The sequence below is a fragment of the Pseudomonas putida genome (genome assembly GCF_002906855.1).
In the GTDB taxonomy this organism is placed as follows: domain Bacteria; phylum Pseudomonadota; class Gammaproteobacteria; order Pseudomonadales; family Pseudomonadaceae; genus Aquipseudomonas; species Aquipseudomonas putida_N.
The window spans coordinates 1,680,846-1,699,153 of sequence record NZ_MINI01000038.1 but is presented as its reverse complement, the minus strand read 5'-3'; the positions used below and the strand labels follow the sequence as shown (position 1 = coordinate 1,699,153).

13 protein-coding genes and 1 pseudogene are annotated in these 18,308 nt (G+C 60.3%); 9 read left to right on the top strand and 5 right to left on the bottom strand.

The features are described from left to right. Window positions 1–454: 454 nt before the first annotated feature. The 9 genes from BGP85_RS20475 to BGP85_RS20435 are packed head-to-tail and all read left to right on the top strand — an operon-like array spanning window position 455 to window position 10,930. Window positions 455–1,444 (top strand): FAD-binding oxidoreductase, encoded by a 990-nt coding sequence (locus BGP85_RS20475; RefSeq protein ID WP_103449613.1) that lies wholly within the window; start codon window positions 455–457, stop codon window positions 1,442–1,444. 12 nt (window positions 1,445–1,456) lie between these two features. Then, window positions 1,457–2,230 (top strand): glucose-1-phosphate cytidylyltransferase, encoded by a 774-nt coding sequence (rfbF, locus tag BGP85_RS20470; RefSeq protein ID WP_103449612.1) that lies wholly within the window; start codon window positions 1,457–1,459, stop codon window positions 2,228–2,230. 7 nt (window positions 2,231–2,237) lie between these two features. Beyond that, on the top strand, window positions 2,238–3,323 hold the full coding sequence (gene rfbG, locus BGP85_RS20465; RefSeq protein WP_103449611.1) for a CDP-glucose 4,6-dehydratase: 1,086 nt from the start codon (window positions 2,238–2,240) through the stop codon (window positions 3,321–3,323). Between the two features lie 28 nt (window positions 3,324–3,351). Continuing rightward, entirely contained in the window at window positions 3,352–4,665 is a 1,314-nt protein-coding gene (gene rfbH / locus BGP85_RS20460; protein WP_103449610.1) for a lipopolysaccharide biosynthesis protein RfbH, read from the top strand. Between the two features lie 3 nt (window positions 4,666–4,668). Next, window positions 4,669–6,378, top strand: a complete 1,710-nt coding sequence (locus BGP85_RS20455; protein ID WP_103449609.1) for a thiamine pyrophosphate-binding protein — start codon at window positions 4,669–4,671, stop codon at window positions 6,376–6,378. Beyond that, the gene (locus BGP85_RS20450) at window positions 6,375–7,310 is read left to right on the top strand and encodes an NAD-dependent epimerase/dehydratase family protein (RefSeq protein WP_103449608.1); all 936 of its coding nucleotides are present in this window, start codon (window positions 6,375–6,377) and stop codon (window positions 7,308–7,310) included. Before BGP85_RS20455 ends, BGP85_RS20450 begins: the two co-directional genes overlap by 4 nt. Beyond that, complete coding sequence (locus BGP85_RS20445) at window positions 7,297–7,701, top strand: GtrA family protein (RefSeq protein ID WP_103449607.1); 405 nt, start codon at window positions 7,297–7,299, stop codon at window positions 7,699–7,701. The genes BGP85_RS20450 and BGP85_RS20445 overlap by 14 nt, the downstream gene beginning before the upstream one ends. Further along, entirely contained in the window at window positions 7,694–8,626 is a 933-nt protein-coding gene (locus BGP85_RS20440) for a glycosyltransferase family 2 protein (protein WP_103449606.1), read from the top strand. The genes BGP85_RS20445 and BGP85_RS20440 overlap by 8 nt, the downstream gene beginning before the upstream one ends. Before the next feature lie 12 nt (window positions 8,627–8,638). After that, complete coding sequence (locus BGP85_RS20435) at window positions 8,639–10,930, top strand: DUF7024 domain-containing protein (RefSeq protein WP_258035901.1); 2,292 nt, start codon at window positions 8,639–8,641, stop codon at window positions 10,928–10,930. A 273-nt stretch (window positions 10,931–11,203) separates the two neighbouring features. On the opposite strand, the pseudogene BGP85_RS20430 reads toward BGP85_RS20435, so the two are convergent. The 5 genes and pseudogenes from BGP85_RS20430 to BGP85_RS20410 form a co-directional block, all read right to left on the bottom strand. Further along, a pseudogene (locus BGP85_RS20430) lies at window positions 11,204–12,229 on the bottom strand (IS110 family transposase). A gap of 124 nt (window positions 12,230–12,353) precedes the next feature. Then, the gene (locus BGP85_RS20425; protein WP_103449605.1) at window positions 12,354–14,891 is read right to left on the bottom strand and encodes a glycosyltransferase family 4 protein; all 2,538 of its coding nucleotides are present in this window, start codon (window positions 14,889–14,891) and stop codon (window positions 12,354–12,356) included. Between the two features lie 5 nt (window positions 14,892–14,896). Then, window positions 14,897–16,399: a methyltransferase domain-containing protein gene (locus BGP85_RS20420; protein WP_258035900.1), complete on the bottom strand. Its 1,503-nt coding sequence runs from the start codon at window positions 16,397–16,399 to the stop codon at window positions 14,897–14,899. Further along, the gene (locus tag BGP85_RS20415) at window positions 16,303–17,517 is read right to left on the bottom strand and encodes an ABC transporter ATP-binding protein (RefSeq protein ID WP_103449603.1); all 1,215 of its coding nucleotides are present in this window, start codon (window positions 17,515–17,517) and stop codon (window positions 16,303–16,305) included. Before BGP85_RS20415 ends, BGP85_RS20420 begins: the two co-directional genes overlap by 97 nt. Then, entirely contained in the window at window positions 17,514–18,308 is a 795-nt protein-coding gene (locus tag BGP85_RS20410; protein WP_103449602.1) for an ABC transporter permease, read from the bottom strand. Before BGP85_RS20410 ends, BGP85_RS20415 begins: the two co-directional genes overlap by 4 nt.

Here is an 18,308-nt window from a genome sequence, read left to right as displayed (position 1 = left end):
AGAAAAATCGCAGTTTTTCAGCCGCCCGGCAATTCATCCGCGCGATTTCGCTACGCAGTGGTAGACTCGCTCACCCAATGTATCTCTAGATGCTCCAGTGTGAAGGGGGCCACGGCGTGCTTGCCCTGTACACCGCTCTTCGAAGTATCCTCGGTGGATGGCCTTGCCGCAACAGGGCTGCGGGGTATTCAACAGGGGTGAATGAGCTACTTGTACAGGTCCTGAATTCAACACATAAGTGCAACGCTCACCCCTGTATGCACTTCGTACGGCGTCTTCCAGCCCAAGCGCTTGCGCGGGCGTAGATTGATCCTCGCTACTGGTCATCTGCGCTTGAATCCTTCGGTGTGAGAGCCTGGATTCTACCGGTGGCTGGCTCTCTGCCTCTCGTTTCAAGCGTTGCGCTTATTCTATGAATTCAGGGGTCTTTGTTATTTTCAACCCGGTAACCTAAATGGCTTCAGTAAAACTTCAAAACGGCAAGACATTCAGTTCCGAATCCGGCACCTCACTGCTCGACAGCGCCAAGGCCGCCGGCATCACCCTGGAATACAGCTGCCGCACCGGCCGTTGCGGTGTCTGCAAGACCACCGTCGTCTGCGGTGAAACTGAAGCCTTCCGTGAAGAAACCTCGCTGACCGCCGAAGAGCGGGCTGCCGGGATGATCCTGACCTGCTGCCGCCACGCCGCCAGCGACGTGGAAATCGACGCCGAAGATCTCGGCGCCCTCGGCGACATCGTGGTCAAGACCGTGCCCTGCCGTATCGACAGCCTCACCCGCCTGGCCGACAACGTGGTCGAGGTGGTGCTGCGCGTGCCGCCCACCGGCAAGCTCAACTACCTGCCCGGCCAGTACCTGGACGTGATCGGCGAAGGCGGCCTGCGTCGCAGCTACTCCATTGCCAACGCCCAGCGCGAAGACGGCAAGCTGGAGCTGCAGATCCGCGAAGTCGAGCAAGGCATGATGTCGCAATACTGGTTTGGCAGTGCCAAGCACAACGACCTGCTGCGCCTGGAGGGCCCGCTGGGCACCTTCTGCCTGCGCGACAAAGAGGCAGGCACCATCGTCTTCCTCGCCACTGGCACCGGCATTGCGCCGGTCAAGGCCATGCTCGAACAGCTGCTGGGTAACCCCGAGCTGGCCGCCGGCAAGAAAATCTACGTCTACTGGGGTGGGCGTCATCCTGGTGATATCTACTGGACCCCTCAACTCGAAGGGCTCAACGCCGAATTCATCCCGGTACTGTCGCGTGCCCACGCCGACTGGCCAGGGCGCACCGGCTACGTGCAAAAGGCACTGCTCGATGACGGCATCGAACTTGCTGACGCGGTCATCTATGCCTGCGGCTCGGAAGACATGATCCATTCCGCCCGTGATGCACTGACCGCCGCCGGGTTGCCGGCCAAACACTTTTACTCCGATGCATTTGTAAGCTCAAACTAACAAGGAGCAGTCATGAAAGCAGTCATTCTGGCAGGTGGACTGGGGACGCGCTTGAGCGAAGAGACCGGTACTCGCCCCAAGCCGATGGTCGAAATCGGCGGCAAGCCGATCCTCTGGCACATCATGAAGATGTACTCCTCGCACGGCATCAATGACTTCATCATCTGCTGCGGCTACAAGGGCTACATGATCAAGGAGTACTTCGCCAACTACTTCCTGCACACCTCGGATGTCACCTTCAACATGCGCGACAACAGCATGGAAGTGCACGACAAGCGTGCCGAAGACTGGAACGTGACCCTGGTGGACACCGGCGAAACCTCGATGACCGGCGGCCGCCTGCGCCGCGTGGCCGACTACGTGCGCCACGAAGAAGCCTTCTGCTTCACCTACGGTGATGGCGTGGGCGACATGGACATCAGCGCCACCATCGCTTTCCACAAGCGCCACGGCAAGGACGCGACCCTGACCGCGACCTACCCGCCGGGCCGTTTCGGTGCGCTGGACATCAGCGAAGGCCAGGTCCTGAACTTCAAGGAAAAGCCAAAAGGCGACGGCGCCATGATCAATGGCGGCTTCTTCGTCCTTTCCCCGAAGGTGCTCGACCGCCTGAGCGCCGACAGCACCGTCTGGGAGCAGGAGCCGCTGATGGGCCTGGCCGACGACGGCCAGCTGATGGCCTTCGAGCACGCCGGTTTCTGGCAGCCGATGGACACCCTGCACGACAAGAACCTGCTGGAAAAGCTGTGGCAGAATGGCACCGCGCCGTGGAAATCCTGGGAATAACTAGAACATGAAAGCTTCCGTCTCGGCCGCCTTCTGGCAAGGCAAGAAGGTATTCCTCACCGGCCATACCGGCTTCAAGGGCAGCTGGCTGGCCCTGTGGCTGCAGGGCATGGGCGCGCAGGTGAAGGGCTTTGCCCTGGCACCGCCGACCACCCCGTCGCTGTTCGAACAGGCGCAGGTCGAGCGCGGCATGCACGCCTCGCAGATCGGCGACATCCGCGACCTGGCGGCCATCACCGAGAGCATGACGGCGTTCGACCCGGACATCCTGATCCACATGGCAGCTCAGCCACTGGTACGGCTGTCGTATCGTGAGCCGGTGGAAACCTATGCCACCAACGTGATGGGCACGGTGCACGTGCTGGAAGCCGCACGCCAATGCCCGAGCCTGCGCGCCATCGTCAATGTCACCACCGACAAGTGCTACGAAAACCAGGAATGGGAATGGGGCTACCGTGAAAACGAGCCCATGGGCGGCCACGACCCCTACAGCAACAGCAAGGGCTGCGTCGAGCTGATCACCAGCGCCTACCGCAACTCGTTTTTCAACACTGAACATACGGCGGCTCTGGCCTCGGCCCGCGCCGGCAACGTCATCGGTGGCGGCGACTGGGCTGACGACCGGCTGATCCCCGACATCCTGCGCGCCGTGGCGCAGGGTGAGCCGGTGGTAGTACGCAACCCCAAGGCCACCCGCCCCTGGCAGCACGTGCTGGAGCCGCTGAGCGGTTACCTTGTTCTGGCCCAGCAGCTATGGGAGCATGGCCACGCCGTCGCGCAGGGCTGGAACTTCGGCCCCCGCGACGAAGATGCACGCCCCGTCGAATGGATCCTCGACCACATGGTCCAGGCGTGGGGTGATGGCGCTCGCTGGCAGCTGGACAACGACCCGCAGCCGCACGAAGCCCGCTACCTGAAACTGGATATCTCCAAGGCCCGCGCCCACCTGAAGTGGGAGCCGACCTGGAACCTCGAGACCACCTTGACCTACATCGTCAACTGGCACCGCGCCTGGCTGCAGGGCGATGACATGCACGCCCGTTGCGTGGACGAAATCAACAGCTACATGGCCGCCATGGCTTCTGGCGCCTAAACCACAATTAGCTTGAGCAGGAACTACTATGACCCCCGATATGCTCCGTCAGGAAATCAGCCAGCTCGTCGAGCGCTATGCCCAGATGGCCCTGGCTGCCAAACCTTTTGTTGGGGGCGAAACCGTCATCCCTCCTTCGGGCAAGGTGATCGGCGCCCGTGAACTGCAACTGATGGTCGAAGCTTCGCTGGACGGCTGGCTGACCACCGGCCGTTTCAACGCCCAGTTCGAGAAAAAACTGGCCGAGTTCCTCGGCGTCAAATACCTGATCACCGTCAACTCGGGTTCGTCGGCCAACCTGGTGGCCTTCAGCACCCTGACCTCGCCCAAGCTGGGTGAGCGCGCCATCAAGAAAGGCGACGAAGTAATCGGTGTGGCCGCCGGCTTCCCGACCACCGTCAACCCGATCGTGCAGTTCGGTGCCATTCCGGTGTTCGTCGACGTCGACATGGCCACCCACAACATCGATGCCGACCTGATCGAGGCCGCCATCACCCCGAAAACCAAGGCCATCATGCTTGCCCACACCCTGGGCAACCCGTTCAACCTGGCCAAGGTCAAGGCAATCTGCGAGAAGCACAACCTGTGGCTGGTCGAAGACTGCTGTGACGCCCTGGGCGCCACCTACGACGGCAAGCTGGTCGGCACCTTCGGCGACATCGCCACCCTGAGCTTCTACCCGGCTCACCACATCACCATGGGTGAAGGCGGCGCGGTGTTCACCAACAACGCCCAGCTCAAGCTGATTGCCGAATCGTTCCGTGACTGGGGCCGCGACTGCTACTGCGCGCCGGGTTGCGACGACACCTGCGGCAACCGCTTCGGCCAACAGTTCGGCAGCCTGCCACAAGGCTACGACCACAAGTACGTGTACGCCCACCTTGGCTACAACCTGAAGATCACCGACATGCAGGCCGCCTGTGGCCTGGCGCAGCTGGACCGCGCGCCGGAGTTCATCGAAACCCGCAAGCGCAACTTCAAGCTGCTCAAAGAGCGCCTGTCGACCCTGAGCGACTTCCTGGAAATCGCCGAGCCAACCCCAAACAGCGAGCCGTCCTGGTTCGGCTTCCCGGTCACCCTGAAGGAAAGCGCAGGGGTCAAGCGTGTCGACCTGCTGAAGTTCCTCGACCAGCACAAGATCGGTACCCGCCTGCTGTTCGCCGGCAACCTGATCCGCCAGCCGTACTTCCACAACGTGGAATACCGTGTAGTCGGTGAGCTGACCAACACCGACCGGACCATGAACCAGACCTTCTGGCTGGGCGTTCAGCCTTCGCTGGGCCAGGAACACTTCGACTTCGTCGGTGAAAAACTGGAAGAATTCTTCGGGATTGGTTTCTAACTTATGAAAGCTTCAGATGCAGTGGCAAAAGTTCTGGCGGACCACAACGTCCTCTATGGTTTTGAGCTCATCGGTGGAATGATCGCCCATCTGGTGGACAGTATTAACTTGCTCGGCAAGACCAAGTTGGTATCCATGCACCATGAGCAAGGCGCGGCCTTCGCTGCATCTGCGGTCGCCCGTGCGACCCATCACAAGGTCATGGGCATAGCCCTGGGCACCAGCGGCCCAGGCGCTACCAACCTGATCACTGGCATTGCCGACTGCTGGCTGGATAGCCACCCGTGCGTGTTCCTCACCGGGCAGGTGAACACCCACGAGCTCAAGGGCGACCGCCCTATCCGCCAGCAGGGCTTCCAGGAACTCGACAGCGTGGCCCTGGTGAGCAGCATCACCAAGTATGCGCACCAGGTCACCCACGTCGACGAACTTATTCCGAGCCTGCTCAAAGCGCTGCGTATCGCGCGAGAAGGCCGTCCAGGGCCTGTCCTGCTGGACATCCCCATGGACATCCAGCGCGCCGAAATTGATGAGGCCGTGCTGGACCAATTGCTGAAAGCCAGCCTGGCGGCCCCTGCGGCCGAACCACAGGCCTCGTACGGCGAGGTCTGGGCCGCGCTGGCCAAGGCGCAGAAGCCGCTGTTCCTGATCGGCGGCGGCGCTGTCAACTGCCCCACCTTCAACGCTTGGCTAAGCCAGGTCGGCAAACTGGGCATTCCCCACGTCGCCAGCCTCAAAGGCGCTGAGAAGCTCACCGCCAGCGAGCACTACCTGGGCATGCTCGGGGCCTATGGCACCCGCGCCGCCAACCATGCCGTACAAAACTGCGACCTGCTGGTAGTGTTCGGTAGCCGCATGGACGTACGCCAAACCGGCGCCAAGACCGAAACCTTCGCCGCCAATGCCCAGGTCATCCAGTTCGACCTGGATGCTGCCCAGCTGGACAACCGGGTCAAGGCGCAGCAGTCGATCCACGCCGAACTCGATGGCGTGTTCGCCGACTTCATCGCCCACGCCGCCACGCTGCAGCCGGCTCCGGCAGCCTGGCGCCAGCACCTGAAGAAGGTGTTCGCGCAGTCGTTCGCTGACGAATACGCGGCCTGGGGCGTCAGCCCGTTCGCACTGTTCAGCAGCCTCAACGACCTGACCGCAGACCGCGCCCTGGACTACGTGGCCGACGTCGGCAACAACCAGATGTGGGCCGCGCACACCCTGCGCCTGGGCCCCAATCAGGCCATGCACCATTCCGGTGGCCTGGGCACCATGGGCTTCGCCATCCCTGCTGCCGTTGGCGCGAGCATCGCCGGCGACAAGCCGGTCATCGTCATAACCGGTGATGGCGGTGCACAGCTCAATATCCAGGAATTGGACATCATCGCCCGCGACCAACTGCCGATCCTGACCATCGTCATGAACAACCACTCGCTGGGCATGGTGCGCGGCTTCCAGGAAATGTATTTCGAGGGGCGCAACTCTTCGACCTATTGGAACGGCTACACCTCGCAGTTCAAGGCGCTTGGCGAAGCGTACGGCATCCCGTCGCACAGCGTGATCGACCTGGCCGCCTTCAATGTGGCGGTGGCCGAATTCCTGGCCAACGGCAAGCCGATGCTGATCGAAGTATTGATGCCCGATGCCCGCGAATGCCGGCCACGCCTGGAATTCGGTCGGCCGATCGATGAGCAGTCGCCGCTGATGGACCTTGGCCAGTGAGGTTGGCAATCCTCGGGGCCAGCAGCCACATTGCCAAGGACCTGGTCGCCAGCATCGCCGCACACACTGCCTACGCCTGCACTTTGTTCGTCCGCGCGCCCGCCGCGCTGGACGCCGAGTTGCTGGCCATTGCGGCGCGCAAGGGCTATGCCGTCAGCAACTATGCCGGCTTCGACGCCAGCTGCCAGTTCGACGCGATCATCAACTTCGTCGGCGTGGGCGACCCGGCCCGCGCCGTGCAGATGGGCAAGGATATCTTCACCGTCACCGAGCAGTACGACAACCTCGCACTGGACTACCTGCGCAGCCACCCTTCGTGCCGCTACATCTACCTCAGCAGCGGCGCGGCCTACGGCAGCAATTTTGCGGCGCCGGTGACCGAGGCCTCCCATGCGGTGTTCCCGATCAACGGCCTGCGCCCGCAGGACTGGTATGGCGCGGCCAAGTTCCAGGCCGAATGCCGCCACCGCGCACTGCCCGAGGCGGCGATCGTCGATGTGCGGGTATTCAGCTACTTCAGTCATCGCCAGGCCCCGGAGGCTCGCTTCTTCCTTAGCGACATCCTGCGTGCGCTGCACAATGGCAGCGTATTGGAAGTGGCGCCGGACGACATGCTGCGGGATTACCTGACCCCTGCCGATTTCCTACAGCTGATCGACCGCATTCTTCAGGCACCGCCGTGCAATGCCGCCATCGACTGCTACAGCCAGGCGCCCGTCGGCAAGTTCGAGCTGCTGGCGGCACTGGACCAGGCCTTCGGCCTGCAACACTGCGTTGCCGGTGACCAGGCCCGAGTCAATGCCACCGGCCCCAAGGCCCATTACTATTCCCACAACCGCCGGGCCGAGCACCTGTTTGGCTATGTGCCCGGTGACTCGTCGCTCAGTGGCGTGGTTCGCGAGATCAGGCAGCAGCTCGATGCAAGATACTAACCCGTCACTCCCCTGGATACGCCGCCTGCTGCAGGTAAAGCTGTTCCGCTTCCTGCTGGTGGGCGTGCTGAACGCGGCATTCGGCTACGGCTGCTTTGCCGGGTTCCTGTACCTGGGCCTGCACTACAGCGCGGCCTTGCTACTGGCCACCATTCTGGGCGTTGCCTTCAATTTCAAAAGCACCGGGGCCCTGGTGTTCGGCTCGAAGAACAACAAACTGATCTTCAGGTTCGTGGCCGGGTATGGCGTGGTTTATGGCGCCAACGTGGCCGGCATCGCAGCGCTCAAGCTGCTGGGTGTCGACCCCTACCTGGCCGGCATGGCATTGATCGTGCCTATGGCCCTGCTCTCCTTTGTCATCAATAACAGGTTCGTTTTCAATTATGCGTAAGCTGATCAGCATAGTGACTCCCTGCTACAACGAAGAAGCCAACATCGATGAGCTGTACCAGCGCATCGTCGAGGTCATGTCACGCCTTGATTACGATTACGAACATGTGTTCATCGACAACTGCTCCACCGACGGCAGCCACGCGAAGCTGCGGGCACTGGCCGCACAGGACAAGCGCGTCAAGGTGATCTTCAACGCGCGCAACTTCGGCCATATCCGCTCGCCTTACCATGCCCTGCTGCAGGTCAACGGCGACTGCGCCGTGCTGATCGCCTCCGACCTGCAAGACCCGCCCGAGATGATCGAAGAGTTCGTCAAAAAGTGGGAAGAAGGCTTCAAGACCGTAATGGCAGTGAAGCCGGAAAGCGAAGAGTCGCGCATGATGTTCCTGGTGCGCCGCGCCTACTACCGCTTCGTCACGCGCATTTCGGAAGTGCCCCTGGTGCAGAACGCCACCGGTGCCGGCCTGTTCGACCGCGCCGTGCTGGATATCCTGAAGAAGATCGACGACCCGTACCCGTACTTCCGCGGCCTCCTGTGCGAAATCGGCTTCCCGATCGCCACCGTGCCGTTCAAGCAGCCACGCCGCCAGCGCGGCATCACCAAGAACAACTTCTACACCCTGTATGACATCGCCATGCTGGGCATCACCAACCACTCCAAGGTGCCACTGCGCCTGATGGTGATGGGCGGCGGCCTGCTCGCGGGCCTGAGCCTGTTGGCTGCGTTCGGCTTCCTGCTGGCTAAGCTGGTGTTCTGGAACTCGTTCCAGATGGGTATCGCGCCACTGCTGATCTCGCTGTTCTTCTTCAGCTCGGTGCAGATCCTGTTCCTTGGCATGCTGGGTGAGTACCTGGGGTCGGTGCATACGCAGATGCGTAACATGCCACTGGTGGTGGAAGCTGAACGTGTGAATTTTGACTAGGTGAGCAGCTCGGTGAATTCTCAACACTTCGCACGCCCGGCCATGGCTGGCCAAACCTCTGCACCTGGCCTGAAGAGCATACTGGCTGACAGCTGGGGGTTGATGCTGGTCGGCGCAATATTCTCGTTTTTCTTCGCCAGCATCTTGATGAGTGGTACACCGGCAGGTCTGATTCCAGACCTGTCCACCCCTTACAGCTATGCCGGCGACAGCCTGTTCCATGCCTGGATGGCACAACGTGTCGAAGAAGGTTGGGTGTTCGACAATGCCCGTAGCGGTTACCCCTTCGGCTCTAGCTTCCTCGATTTCCCGGGGTCTGATGGTGGCAGCCATCTGGCCATCAAGTTGCTGTCCATGCTGGGAGGGAGCTGGGTCGCCGGCGTCAATCTGTTCTTCCTGCTGGGCTTTCCGGTGTGCTTCGTCGCAACGTTCGCCACGAGCCGCGTATTTGGGCTGAACCGCAGCTTTGCGATGGCCGCAGGCCTGCTCTACACCTTCCTGCCATTCCATTTTCTGCGCCTGCAACACTTGTTCTACACGTGGTACTTCATTGCTCCTGTATTCTTCGGTCTCGCGCTGAGTGTGTACCGCACATGCCCAAGCTTGCCCGCCAAGGGTCAGGCCAGCACGCGTGGCAAACTGGCCGGCATGGCCTTGGGCCTGATCGTACTCGCCTCCTTTGGTGTCTACTACGCTCTGTTCGGCGTGATAGTCATCGCCATGGCAGGTGTGCTGAGCTGGATCAAAACGGGCCGGCCGCGCGGCATGGGCAAAGCTGCGGCGCTGTGTGCAGCCGTGGTCTTCGGCATCCTCATCAATGTCGCTCCGAATCTCTTGGGCAACTTCACCGAAGGTCGCAACCCCGAAGTCGCCAAGCGCTCATTCGTCGAATCAGAGATTTACGGCCTGAAAATGATGCAGCTGCTGCTGCCACGGCCGGAGCACAGGTCTTCGACGCTGGCCAAAGTCGGCCAGGCTTATAACAGCTCGACCCCCCTGATCAACGAGAACAATACCTCGTCGATGGGCCTGATCGGCGCCGCAGGCTTCCTCCTGGCACTGCTCTACGTCGTGTTCTCGCCAGCGGGGGTGCTGGCCGACGAGCGTCTGCGGCTGGTGGCGGCAACCACACTGGTGCTTTTCCTGTTCGCCACCATCGGTGGCCTTGGCTCGCTATTCGCCATGCTGGTATCCCCATCAATCAGGGGCTGGAACAGGATCAGCATCTTCATTGCCTTTGGCGCGATTCTTTTCCTGTTCCTGGCACTTGAACTGCTTCTGCACCGTTATGCGCCTCGCCTTTCGCGCTACCCGGCCGCAGTGGCATCGGCCATGTTGCTGGTTGGCCTGTATGACCAGACCAGTCCAGCGTGCCTTGGCTGCAACCAGCTGCAGAAAAACGCATTCGAAAGCGACAGAGCCTTCGTCCACGCCATCGAGCAGGCATTGCCCCAAGGCGCTGCCATCTACCAGCTGCCCTATATTGGCTTCCCGGAGACCCCGCCATTGCACCGTCTGCTGAATTACCAGATGATGGCCGGCGTACTTCATTCCACCTCGTTGCACTGGAGCTTTGGCGGAATGAAGGGGCGACCGGGCGACCTGTTCTATCGCTCGTTGGCCCAAGAGCCGATGGCCAAGCAGATTGAAGTGGCGCGCAACCTCGGCTTCGAAGGCATTACCATTGATCGTCGGGGTTATGCAGATAATGCCGAGGCCTTGATCAGCGAGCTCGGTTCGCTCCTGCAGGAACCTGCAACGCTGCAGAGTAGCAATGGCGAACTGGTGTTCTTCAAGCTCCCCGGCAGCAAGCATCCGCAGTTGCAAGGCAAGTCTGCCCTGGAAATCATGCAGCAAGCAGGCTATCAGGCCGACGCCCTGGGCACCCGCTACCCCGCTACTCTGGATGCCGGCATCGACTTCACGAAGGGCCGCTGGCCGGACTTTATCCGAAATGCGAAGGGTGTTTCCAACTTCGAACCCTGGGGACTTTGGTCGGACAAGTCGCGCGTGAAATTCGAATTCAACCGCAAACTGCCGCACAGATTCACTCTGGTCCTCGAAGCACAGGCTTATGCGGCCAATGTGGGGCAGTCGATTCGCGTGGAAATCGGCAACCAGGCGTATCCGATCGTGTTGCAGAGCGGCGTGACGCAAGTACGTGTCCATGTGGACCTCGGGAATACTGACGCTGACAGCATCACCTTCATCCCGCCGCACCCGATCTCGCCCAAGGAAGTCAGTGGTAGTGGCGATGAACGACGATTAGCCATCGGGTTCGTCGCCTTGCGTATCGTGGAATAAGCATTCCGCCATGAAAATCTATGGTCACCCCATTTTTTGCAATACTGATTAACGGATGAAATGGATGGCTTGCTTAAATCTATCCGGCGTCAAATTGGGGCAAGCCCCGCGCCACGATGAGAGCCGCGCCTGACGATCCTTAAAAACCGCTCGGCTTCGAGAGCCGATTTTTATGTCAGGATCCTCGCCAGGCCGGTAGGCCGTTTATTTCATCTATTGCTCAGCTATCGCAAAACCTGAAAGGTGAATCGTGGTACAGCAACAACCACAGGGTCAGGCGTTCAAGGCGCCTGGCCCTGTTTCGTATTGGGAGTGATGAGCAGAAATCGCCCAAGCTATGCGGGCGAATTTATTGGCCAGTGCACAGGCGACCACGTTTGAGTGTCGGCGCGTCATAAGCGCTCGCACCCAGTCCGCCAGAGCCCCCTTCTGCCGCGCCAGGTTCTGCATGTAGACCCTGGCGCATTGCACCAAAAGGCGTCGCAGATTCTTGTCGCCTCGCTTGCTGATCCCTAGCAAGTTAGCTTTGCCGCCAGTGCTGTACTGCCTGGGCACCAAGCCTAGAGAAGCGGCAAAATCGCGACTGCAGCCGTATTGCTGACCATCGCCCATTTCCACAGCCAGCAGGCTGGCGGTGATCGGCCCGACACAGGGCATGCTCAACAAACGACGCCCTAGATCATCGTCGGCCAGCTGGCCAACCAGCTCTTTATCCAGTGCCTTGACCTGCTCGTCCAAATAGGCGAAATGGTCATGCAGACGTTGCAGCAGCACTGTCAGCCGAGCAGGCAGCTCGTGCTCCGCTAGAACAGCAGACAAACGCTTCATGACCGCCAGGCCCTGAGGCAAGCTGATGCCGAACTCAAGCAAGAACCCATGCATCTGGTTGACGGCCTTAGTGCGGTCACAGATCAGTGACTCGCGTAGGCGATGTCACACAGAAAGAGTCTGCTGAGCTTCGGTCTTGGGCGAAACGAAACGCATCGAAGGGCGCGAAGCGGCTTCGCAGATAGCTTGCGCATCGACGAAATCGTTTTTGTTGCCTTTGACAAAGGGCTTAACGAACTGAGGAGAAATCAGCCTCGCCTGATGCCCCAGGGCGGTCAGCTCAAGAGCGACGAAATGTGCGCCGGCGCATGCTTCCATCACCACGGTGCACGCTGGCAGGTTGGCGAAGAACCGCATCATTTGCTGTCGTGAGAGCTTCTGGCGAAACAGCTCCCGGCCGGGCTTATCCTGGCCGTGCAGATGAAAGGTATGTTTGCCGAGGTCGATACCGACCAGTGCCAAATCGCTCATGATGATGGCCTCCGGAATGAAAACACCCTGCGAAAGCGTAGCCCTCGCAGGGTGTCGGGGTGACCATCTCATTAACCGCCCCCGACTCAACATCGGGGGCGGTTTTCTTTTACCACTCAATCACTCATGCCTGGGCAAAGGGCACTTTGCGTACTCGGTTCAACTCGCTGGCGAGTTGCCCTGCACTTTGCTTCCAAGTCATCCATGGCATGGCAGTGGAGGTGGGTTGCTTGCCGCCCGCATGCAGCTCCAGCCAGGCTTGAAGTCCCGACGCCATCTCCTGCGCATCCGGCCCCTTGAAATAGAATGCATGCTCACCGGCCACTTCCCTGAACACTGGAAGGTCTCGGGCAAAGATCGGCAGGCCCTGCTGGGCAGCCTCGATCAACGGCAACCCGAACCCTTCGCCATAAGACGCTGCGATGAGGCAATCACACGACTTGTAGAGATGCTCAAGGTATTCATCACTCGCGCCGTTGAGCCACAGCAAGCGCTTGCCTCGCTCGGGGTGGTTAGCCAGCTTGGCAGCCAATTCATCCACCAGCCAGCCATGCTTGCCAACGATGACCAGGTTGGCCTGCACGCCCTGCGCCCACAGCAACTCGAAGGCTGCCAGGGTCTGCGCATGGCCTTTGCGCGGTTCAAGCGTTCCCACCATGAGGAAGTTGGTATTCGGCACCAACGCCTCCAGGCGCATCGCCGGGTCCTCGGGAAGCCCCTTGGACGGCATCGACTGGTCGATGTCCGCACCCAGATGGAAGGCACCGATGCGGAAGTTTGGCAGACGCTCTGGATAGTGCTCACCCAGCCATTCGCGAAGTTCATCGGCCACAGCATGGGAGATGCACAACGCACCGTCATACTGTGCGACGGCCTGGATCCATTTAAGGTAGTGGGTCTGCAGGCTGTCCACGAAGCAGTGAGGCAACTGCAGAATCAGCAGGTCGTAAACGACGAAGAATATGCTCACGCCGTGCGCGCGAAGGGTGTTGAAGTAGCTGCGCTTGTGGGGCAGCACATCCATCAACAAGTCCAGGCACAGGTAGGCATCACCTGCCCGATACGTAATAGCTTCATCCTCAACGCCCTCGAAGGGCTTGCCAAGGAACTTGGCAGTGAAGCGCGAGGCGTACCTGTAGAAAGCTTCGCCCGCCACCGTGTACACAGGCTGAACGTCATAACCGGCAGGCGGGTGGCTCAACCACTCCAGCAAGATACTGCGCACCACTCGCTGGATGCCACTCTTGCCGTCATGTTTGCTCAGCTCGGAAATATCGACCAGAAGCTGAGGTTTGCCTGACAGCCCTTGCAGCGAGTAATCGATAGCCTTGGCAAGACGATGGATATCCAGGCTACCATCATGCAACAAGTTGCTTTCAGCCAACTGCGCGATCAAGGCTTCCACTGGGTCGGCCGTGGCGGCGGGTTTCGTTTTGCCATCCAACTGTTTCAAGGCTTGCTCAAAAGCTGCGATCGCAGCCTTGCCGGTAAGATCCCACGAGAACGTTTCGGCACGCTGCAGGCCGTGTGCAACCAGCGCGCTGCGGAACTCGTCGTCGTTCAGCGCCTGCAGCACCTTGCCAGCGATCGCCTGGACGTCCAACGGGTCGAACGTCGCATCGTCCCAACCGATTACCTCAGGCACGCTGGAGGTGTTGGACCCGATCACCGCAGCGCCACACTTCATGGCCTCGAGCGGTGGCAAGCCAAAGCCCTCGTGCCAGGAGGGGAAGACATAAACCCGGCAGGCGTTATACAAGGCCACCAACTCTTCGTCGGTGATATAGCCGGTGAACACCAGGTCAGTCTCGCTCAGCCCTTGGCTCAGTGCAGCAGCACGGTACTGGTCGATATGGAACTGCGGCATCTTGCCGGCGAACACCAATTGGACATTGGCAACGTCCCGCTTGACTTTGGCGAAGGCTTTGATCAGGCGGACAAGGTTCTTGCGCTCATCCGCCCCGCCCGAATAAAGCACGAACGGCTCTCGCAACTTGAACTTGGCAGCCAGGGCCTTGCACTGTGCCTCGTCCTGGATAATAGGCCGAAAGATAGCGTCCGCTGCTGTGGACACATTGACCACGCACGCTTGCTCGAGCGGCAACAGCGAAAGTGCCTCCTGGCGCGCGAATTCGGAAATCGACAGCAGTAGATCGTAATGCTTGTAGGCCTCGACCTTCTCCAGGTAGTGCTTTTTGTAGGCCGGGTTAGTGTCCAGATATTTATCTGGACTTATCAGCGGAATCAGGTCGTAGAGCGTGCAACTGACCAGAGCTTGGCTGTCGAGTTGCGGGGGACCGATCACCGCGTCATCGATGAAACCTTCTACTGAACTGGTGATATGCACCACATCAGGCATCAGTTCATCAATGCAGGCCTGGCGAATACGCTCTGCGACCAACCGGCGGCCATGGTTAGCGGGATCTCGGTCAGATACCGGCCCTTGGGCGTACCACACGCGAATCTGGCTTTGCGGCAGAAGATCGATGAACGCCGCGCGGATCGGCTCGATACTTTCGTGCAGCATGCCATTGAGCAGCAGGTAAACCTCATGGTCTGCGCAGTTGCGCACAATGCCCTGTGCCAGAGACAAACTGTAGCGCCCAATACCTCTGAAGCGGCTTTCGGTTTGCGCACCTTGCATGTCAATTACAATACGCATTCGTTTCAGCCCTTCTTCGTTGCAGATCGGAGGGCGCTTTCGATCGCACGGCCTCGCGGGGTCAAAGGTGCATGGTCGATGACGCCATGCTGGAGTTCATTAGCTACATCCACAGGTTCTGGCGCAAGCAGCGCACGCACCCTGTCGGCGAGCCCCGGGCAACGTCGCAGCACGGCCATGGCCAAACGGCGAACTGCCGGGCGTCGGCCCACCCAGAGGCGGGCATGGGGGGCAACACGGCGCAGAAGCTTAAGCAGTGAGGCCTTGCCATGCTGGGTCGGCTCCTGCAGTAAGTGAGCAAGCCAACGAACGGGCGCGGTCAGGCGCCACGAACTGCTCATGCGCATCAACTGCACCTGTTGCTCGGCTGCCGCCGCACGCAAGTAATGGTGATGGCAGTTTTCCAGCGCCAGATTGCGCTCTTTCGCTGCGCTTTCGGCACTTGCCTGCGCGCGCGATACACTGATCTGGGCCTGTTCCAGCCGCTCCTGCAGCGCACCGAACTGCCGCTGCAACGCCGCCATTGCGGTTTCATGCATCTCCTGCACCGCCAACAGGTGTTCAAACTGCCCCTGCGACTGCGCCACTGGACGCGCTACACGGCTGTGATTAGCCTGGTGAAGATGAACGACTTCGAGTTTTTCTTCCAGTTTGGCCAGGCGAGCTTCCAATGCCTGGTCAAAACGCTCGGCCAACTGGTCGAGCGAAACACCATAGTCAGCCTCAAATACCTTGAATTCATCCATCACTGAAGGCTCCCCATTTTTCTGTGCGACGACAGCATAGTCGGGACTTGCACCGCATAGAACTTGCCGCACACCGATTTTGCCCAGCTCGTCACGCAGCTCGGGAGCCTCCTGCAGGCGCACGACCTTGGAACGTGCGAAGCCGGCATGCTCGGTGAGGAACGATAGCAGCTGATTTGGCAATGGCCGCTCATGGGTAGGGTCAAGGTAGAAGTTGTTGGTACCGACCATCACGTTTTCGGCGTTGGGCGTCTCCAGAATCAGCATCCCGGCCGGGCGCAGCACCCTCAGGGCCTCGGCGACCAGTTCTTCGAGCACGGGGAACGGCACATGCTCGGCAATGTGGAAGCCACTGACCACTACCTGGCTATCGTCCGGCAACTTGCGCAAAGCGCTGAGGGCGTCGTCCTTGTGGGCGGGCAGCTGCAGGGCCTGGCAGGCTTCGAGCATGCCTTCGTCGAGGTCCACGCCGACCGGCGCATAGCCTTCGCGCAGCAGCAGTTGCACCCACTCACCGCGGCCGCAACCGATATCGAGCACCGGGCAGTCGGGGTAAATCGACTTCAACGGCTCAAGAAACGGCAGGTAGGCTTCAAGCCGCTGTGTGATCAGATCTCTCGAGCCGCGGTAGCGATCCTCGAAAGCCCTATAGAAACCAGCACTCATTACTTGCACTCCACGGTCGGCGGAATCCATGCCAGGCCGACGAATGTTTTTTCGGACATGTTGACTACGTTGAACAACAACGCCAGGTCGCGCCATTCAAAGTTATCGGCGATGTGGCTGTCGGTCGTGTGCAGGGCGATCGCCACCGAGTACGAACCAACGCCCAAGTTGGCCGGGAAGCGGAAACGGTAATCCAGCACAGTGCCCGCGCTCAGGTCGTGGCGCACGCACTCCAGGTGATGTGTGTTGGTACCGAACACGTCCTGGCCGAGACGGTCCTTGATCACGTAACCGACTACCAGCTCGGGCAGGGGCGCGTTGACCTTGACCCGAATACTCAGGCACACGTCCTCGCCCACCGCAATGTACTCGACGGGTAGCCCCTGCGCATTGTAGAGGGCCACGCTGTCGATATTGGCCTTGCCGTTGCCCGAGCGGGTCTGCACAGTGCCATCGGCCAAGGTCTGCAACTCGACGGTGGCGTTTTCCTTCTGGGCGATGATGGCGTTGTAGTAATCCATCACCTCCTCGGGCGGGCCATCCTTGATCACGGTGCCGCCGTCTAGCAGGATCGCCCGGTTACACAGGGCCTGGATGGCACCGCGGTCGTGGGAGACGATCAGCAACGTGGTACCAGCCTTTTGGAACTCCTTGATGCGGCCAAAGCTCTTGTGCTGGAAGTAGCTGTCGCCGACCGACAAGGCTTCGTCGATGATAAGGATTTCCGGGCGGAAGGCGGTCGCCACGGCAAACGCCACACGCATCTGCATACCGCTGGAATAAGTGCGCACTGCTTGGTCGAAGTACTCGCCGATTTCGGCGAAGTCTTCGATGTCGTCGATCACGCTGTCGATCTGCTCGGTGGTGAAACCCATCAGCCCGGCCGCGTGGTAGGCGTTCTGGCGCCCGCTGAGCTCGGCATTGAAGCCCATGCCCAGTTCGAGAATGGCAGCGATGCGACCATGCACCAGAACCCTGCCCTCGGTCGGCTGCAGGGTGCCGGTAATCATCTTCAGCAGGGTCGACTTGCCGGCGCCGTTCTGGCCGACCAGACCGATGGCCTCGCCGGCCTCGATGTTGAAGCTGATGTGCTTGAGCACCCAGTGCTCACTGCTGGCCTTGACCGGCAGGTAGAACCAGCGGGCGATGCGTTGCCATTCCGAGCGGTAGCTGCGGTACGCCTTGCCGACATTGTTGACGGACATGAGTGTCATAGGGAGTCCACCATTTCCGCGGAAGCGCGACGGAACAGGAACAAGCCCAGCACCATCAGGCCCAGGGCAATGCCGACCGGGGCAGCTAGTGCGGCCAAGTCAGGCGCAAGTTTGTAGACCAGCACATTGTGGTAGGCGGTGACGATGGCGAACATCGGGTTGAGGTCAAGCGTCCCCTTGAGGTAATCCGGGACGATATTCACCGAATAGACGATCGGCGTGAACCAGAACCACACCTGCAGGACGATAGGGATCACCTGGCCGATGTCGCGCAGGAACACGTTCATCACCCCCAGCACCAGACCAAGCCCCACGGCGAAGGCCACTACCACCAGGGTCAGTGGCAGCAACCAGAACATCTGCAGGTTGGGCGCATGACCGAGCACGGCGAAGATGATCATCACGGCGGCAAACAACAGCAAGTTGTTGAGCAGGCACGAGCCCACCACGATCACCGGCAGTGCAATGCGCGGAAAGCGCATTTTCTTCATCAGGTTGCCCTGCTCGATGAACACCGTTAGGCAACGCCCGACGATTTCGGCGAACAGGTTCCACGCCAGGATGCCAGCGATCAAGTACAGCGCATAGGCGTACTTGTTGTCGATGCCCGGCAGGCGTGCGCCGAGGACATTGGACAAGATGAGGGCATAGATGGCCACCTGTGACAGTGGGTGGATGATCATCCACAGACCACCCAGCTTGCTGCGTGCAAAGCGCGAAATGAACTCGTTCTTGATGGAGGTGAGAATGAAGCCTCTGTAATCCCAGATGCCCCGGAGCATGCCGAACAT

What these genes read in the sequence shown, in the direction of transcription:
- BGP85_RS20475 (WP_103449613.1), top strand. Translation starts at nt 455, where the DNA reads ATGGCTTCAGTAAAACTTCAAAACGGCAAGACATTCAGTTCCGAATCC.
- rfbF (WP_103449612.1), top strand. Translation starts at nt 1,457, where the DNA reads ATGAAAGCAGTCATTCTGGCAGGTGGACTGGGGACGCGCTTGAGCGAA.
- rfbG (WP_103449611.1), top strand. Translation starts at nt 2,238, where the DNA reads ATGAAAGCTTCCGTCTCGGCCGCCTTCTGGCAAGGCAAGAAGGTATTC.
- rfbH (WP_103449610.1), top strand. Translation starts at nt 3,352, where the DNA reads ATGACCCCCGATATGCTCCGTCAGGAAATCAGCCAGCTCGTCGAGCGC.
- BGP85_RS20455 (WP_103449609.1), top strand. Translation starts at nt 4,669, where the DNA reads ATGAAAGCTTCAGATGCAGTGGCAAAAGTTCTGGCGGACCACAACGTC.
- BGP85_RS20445 (WP_103449607.1), top strand. Translation starts at nt 7,297, where the DNA reads ATGCAAGATACTAACCCGTCACTCCCCTGGATACGCCGCCTGCTGCAG.
- BGP85_RS20440 (WP_103449606.1), top strand. Translation starts at nt 7,694, where the DNA reads ATGCGTAAGCTGATCAGCATAGTGACTCCCTGCTACAACGAAGAAGCC.
- BGP85_RS20425 (WP_103449605.1), bottom strand. Translation starts at nt 14,891, where the DNA reads ATGCGTATTGTAATTGACATGCAAGGTGCGCAAACCGAAAGCCGCTTC.
- BGP85_RS20420 (WP_258035900.1), bottom strand. Translation starts at nt 16,399, where the DNA reads ATGGCGCGACCTGGCGTTGTTGTTCAACGTAGTCAACATGTCCGAAAA.
- BGP85_RS20415 (WP_103449603.1), bottom strand. Translation starts at nt 17,517, where the DNA reads ATGACACTCATGTCCGTCAACAATGTCGGCAAGGCGTACCGCAGCTAC.
- BGP85_RS20410 (WP_103449602.1), bottom strand. Translation starts at nt 18,308, where the DNA reads ATGTTCGGCATGCTCCGGGGCATCTGGGATTACAGAGGCTTCATTCTC.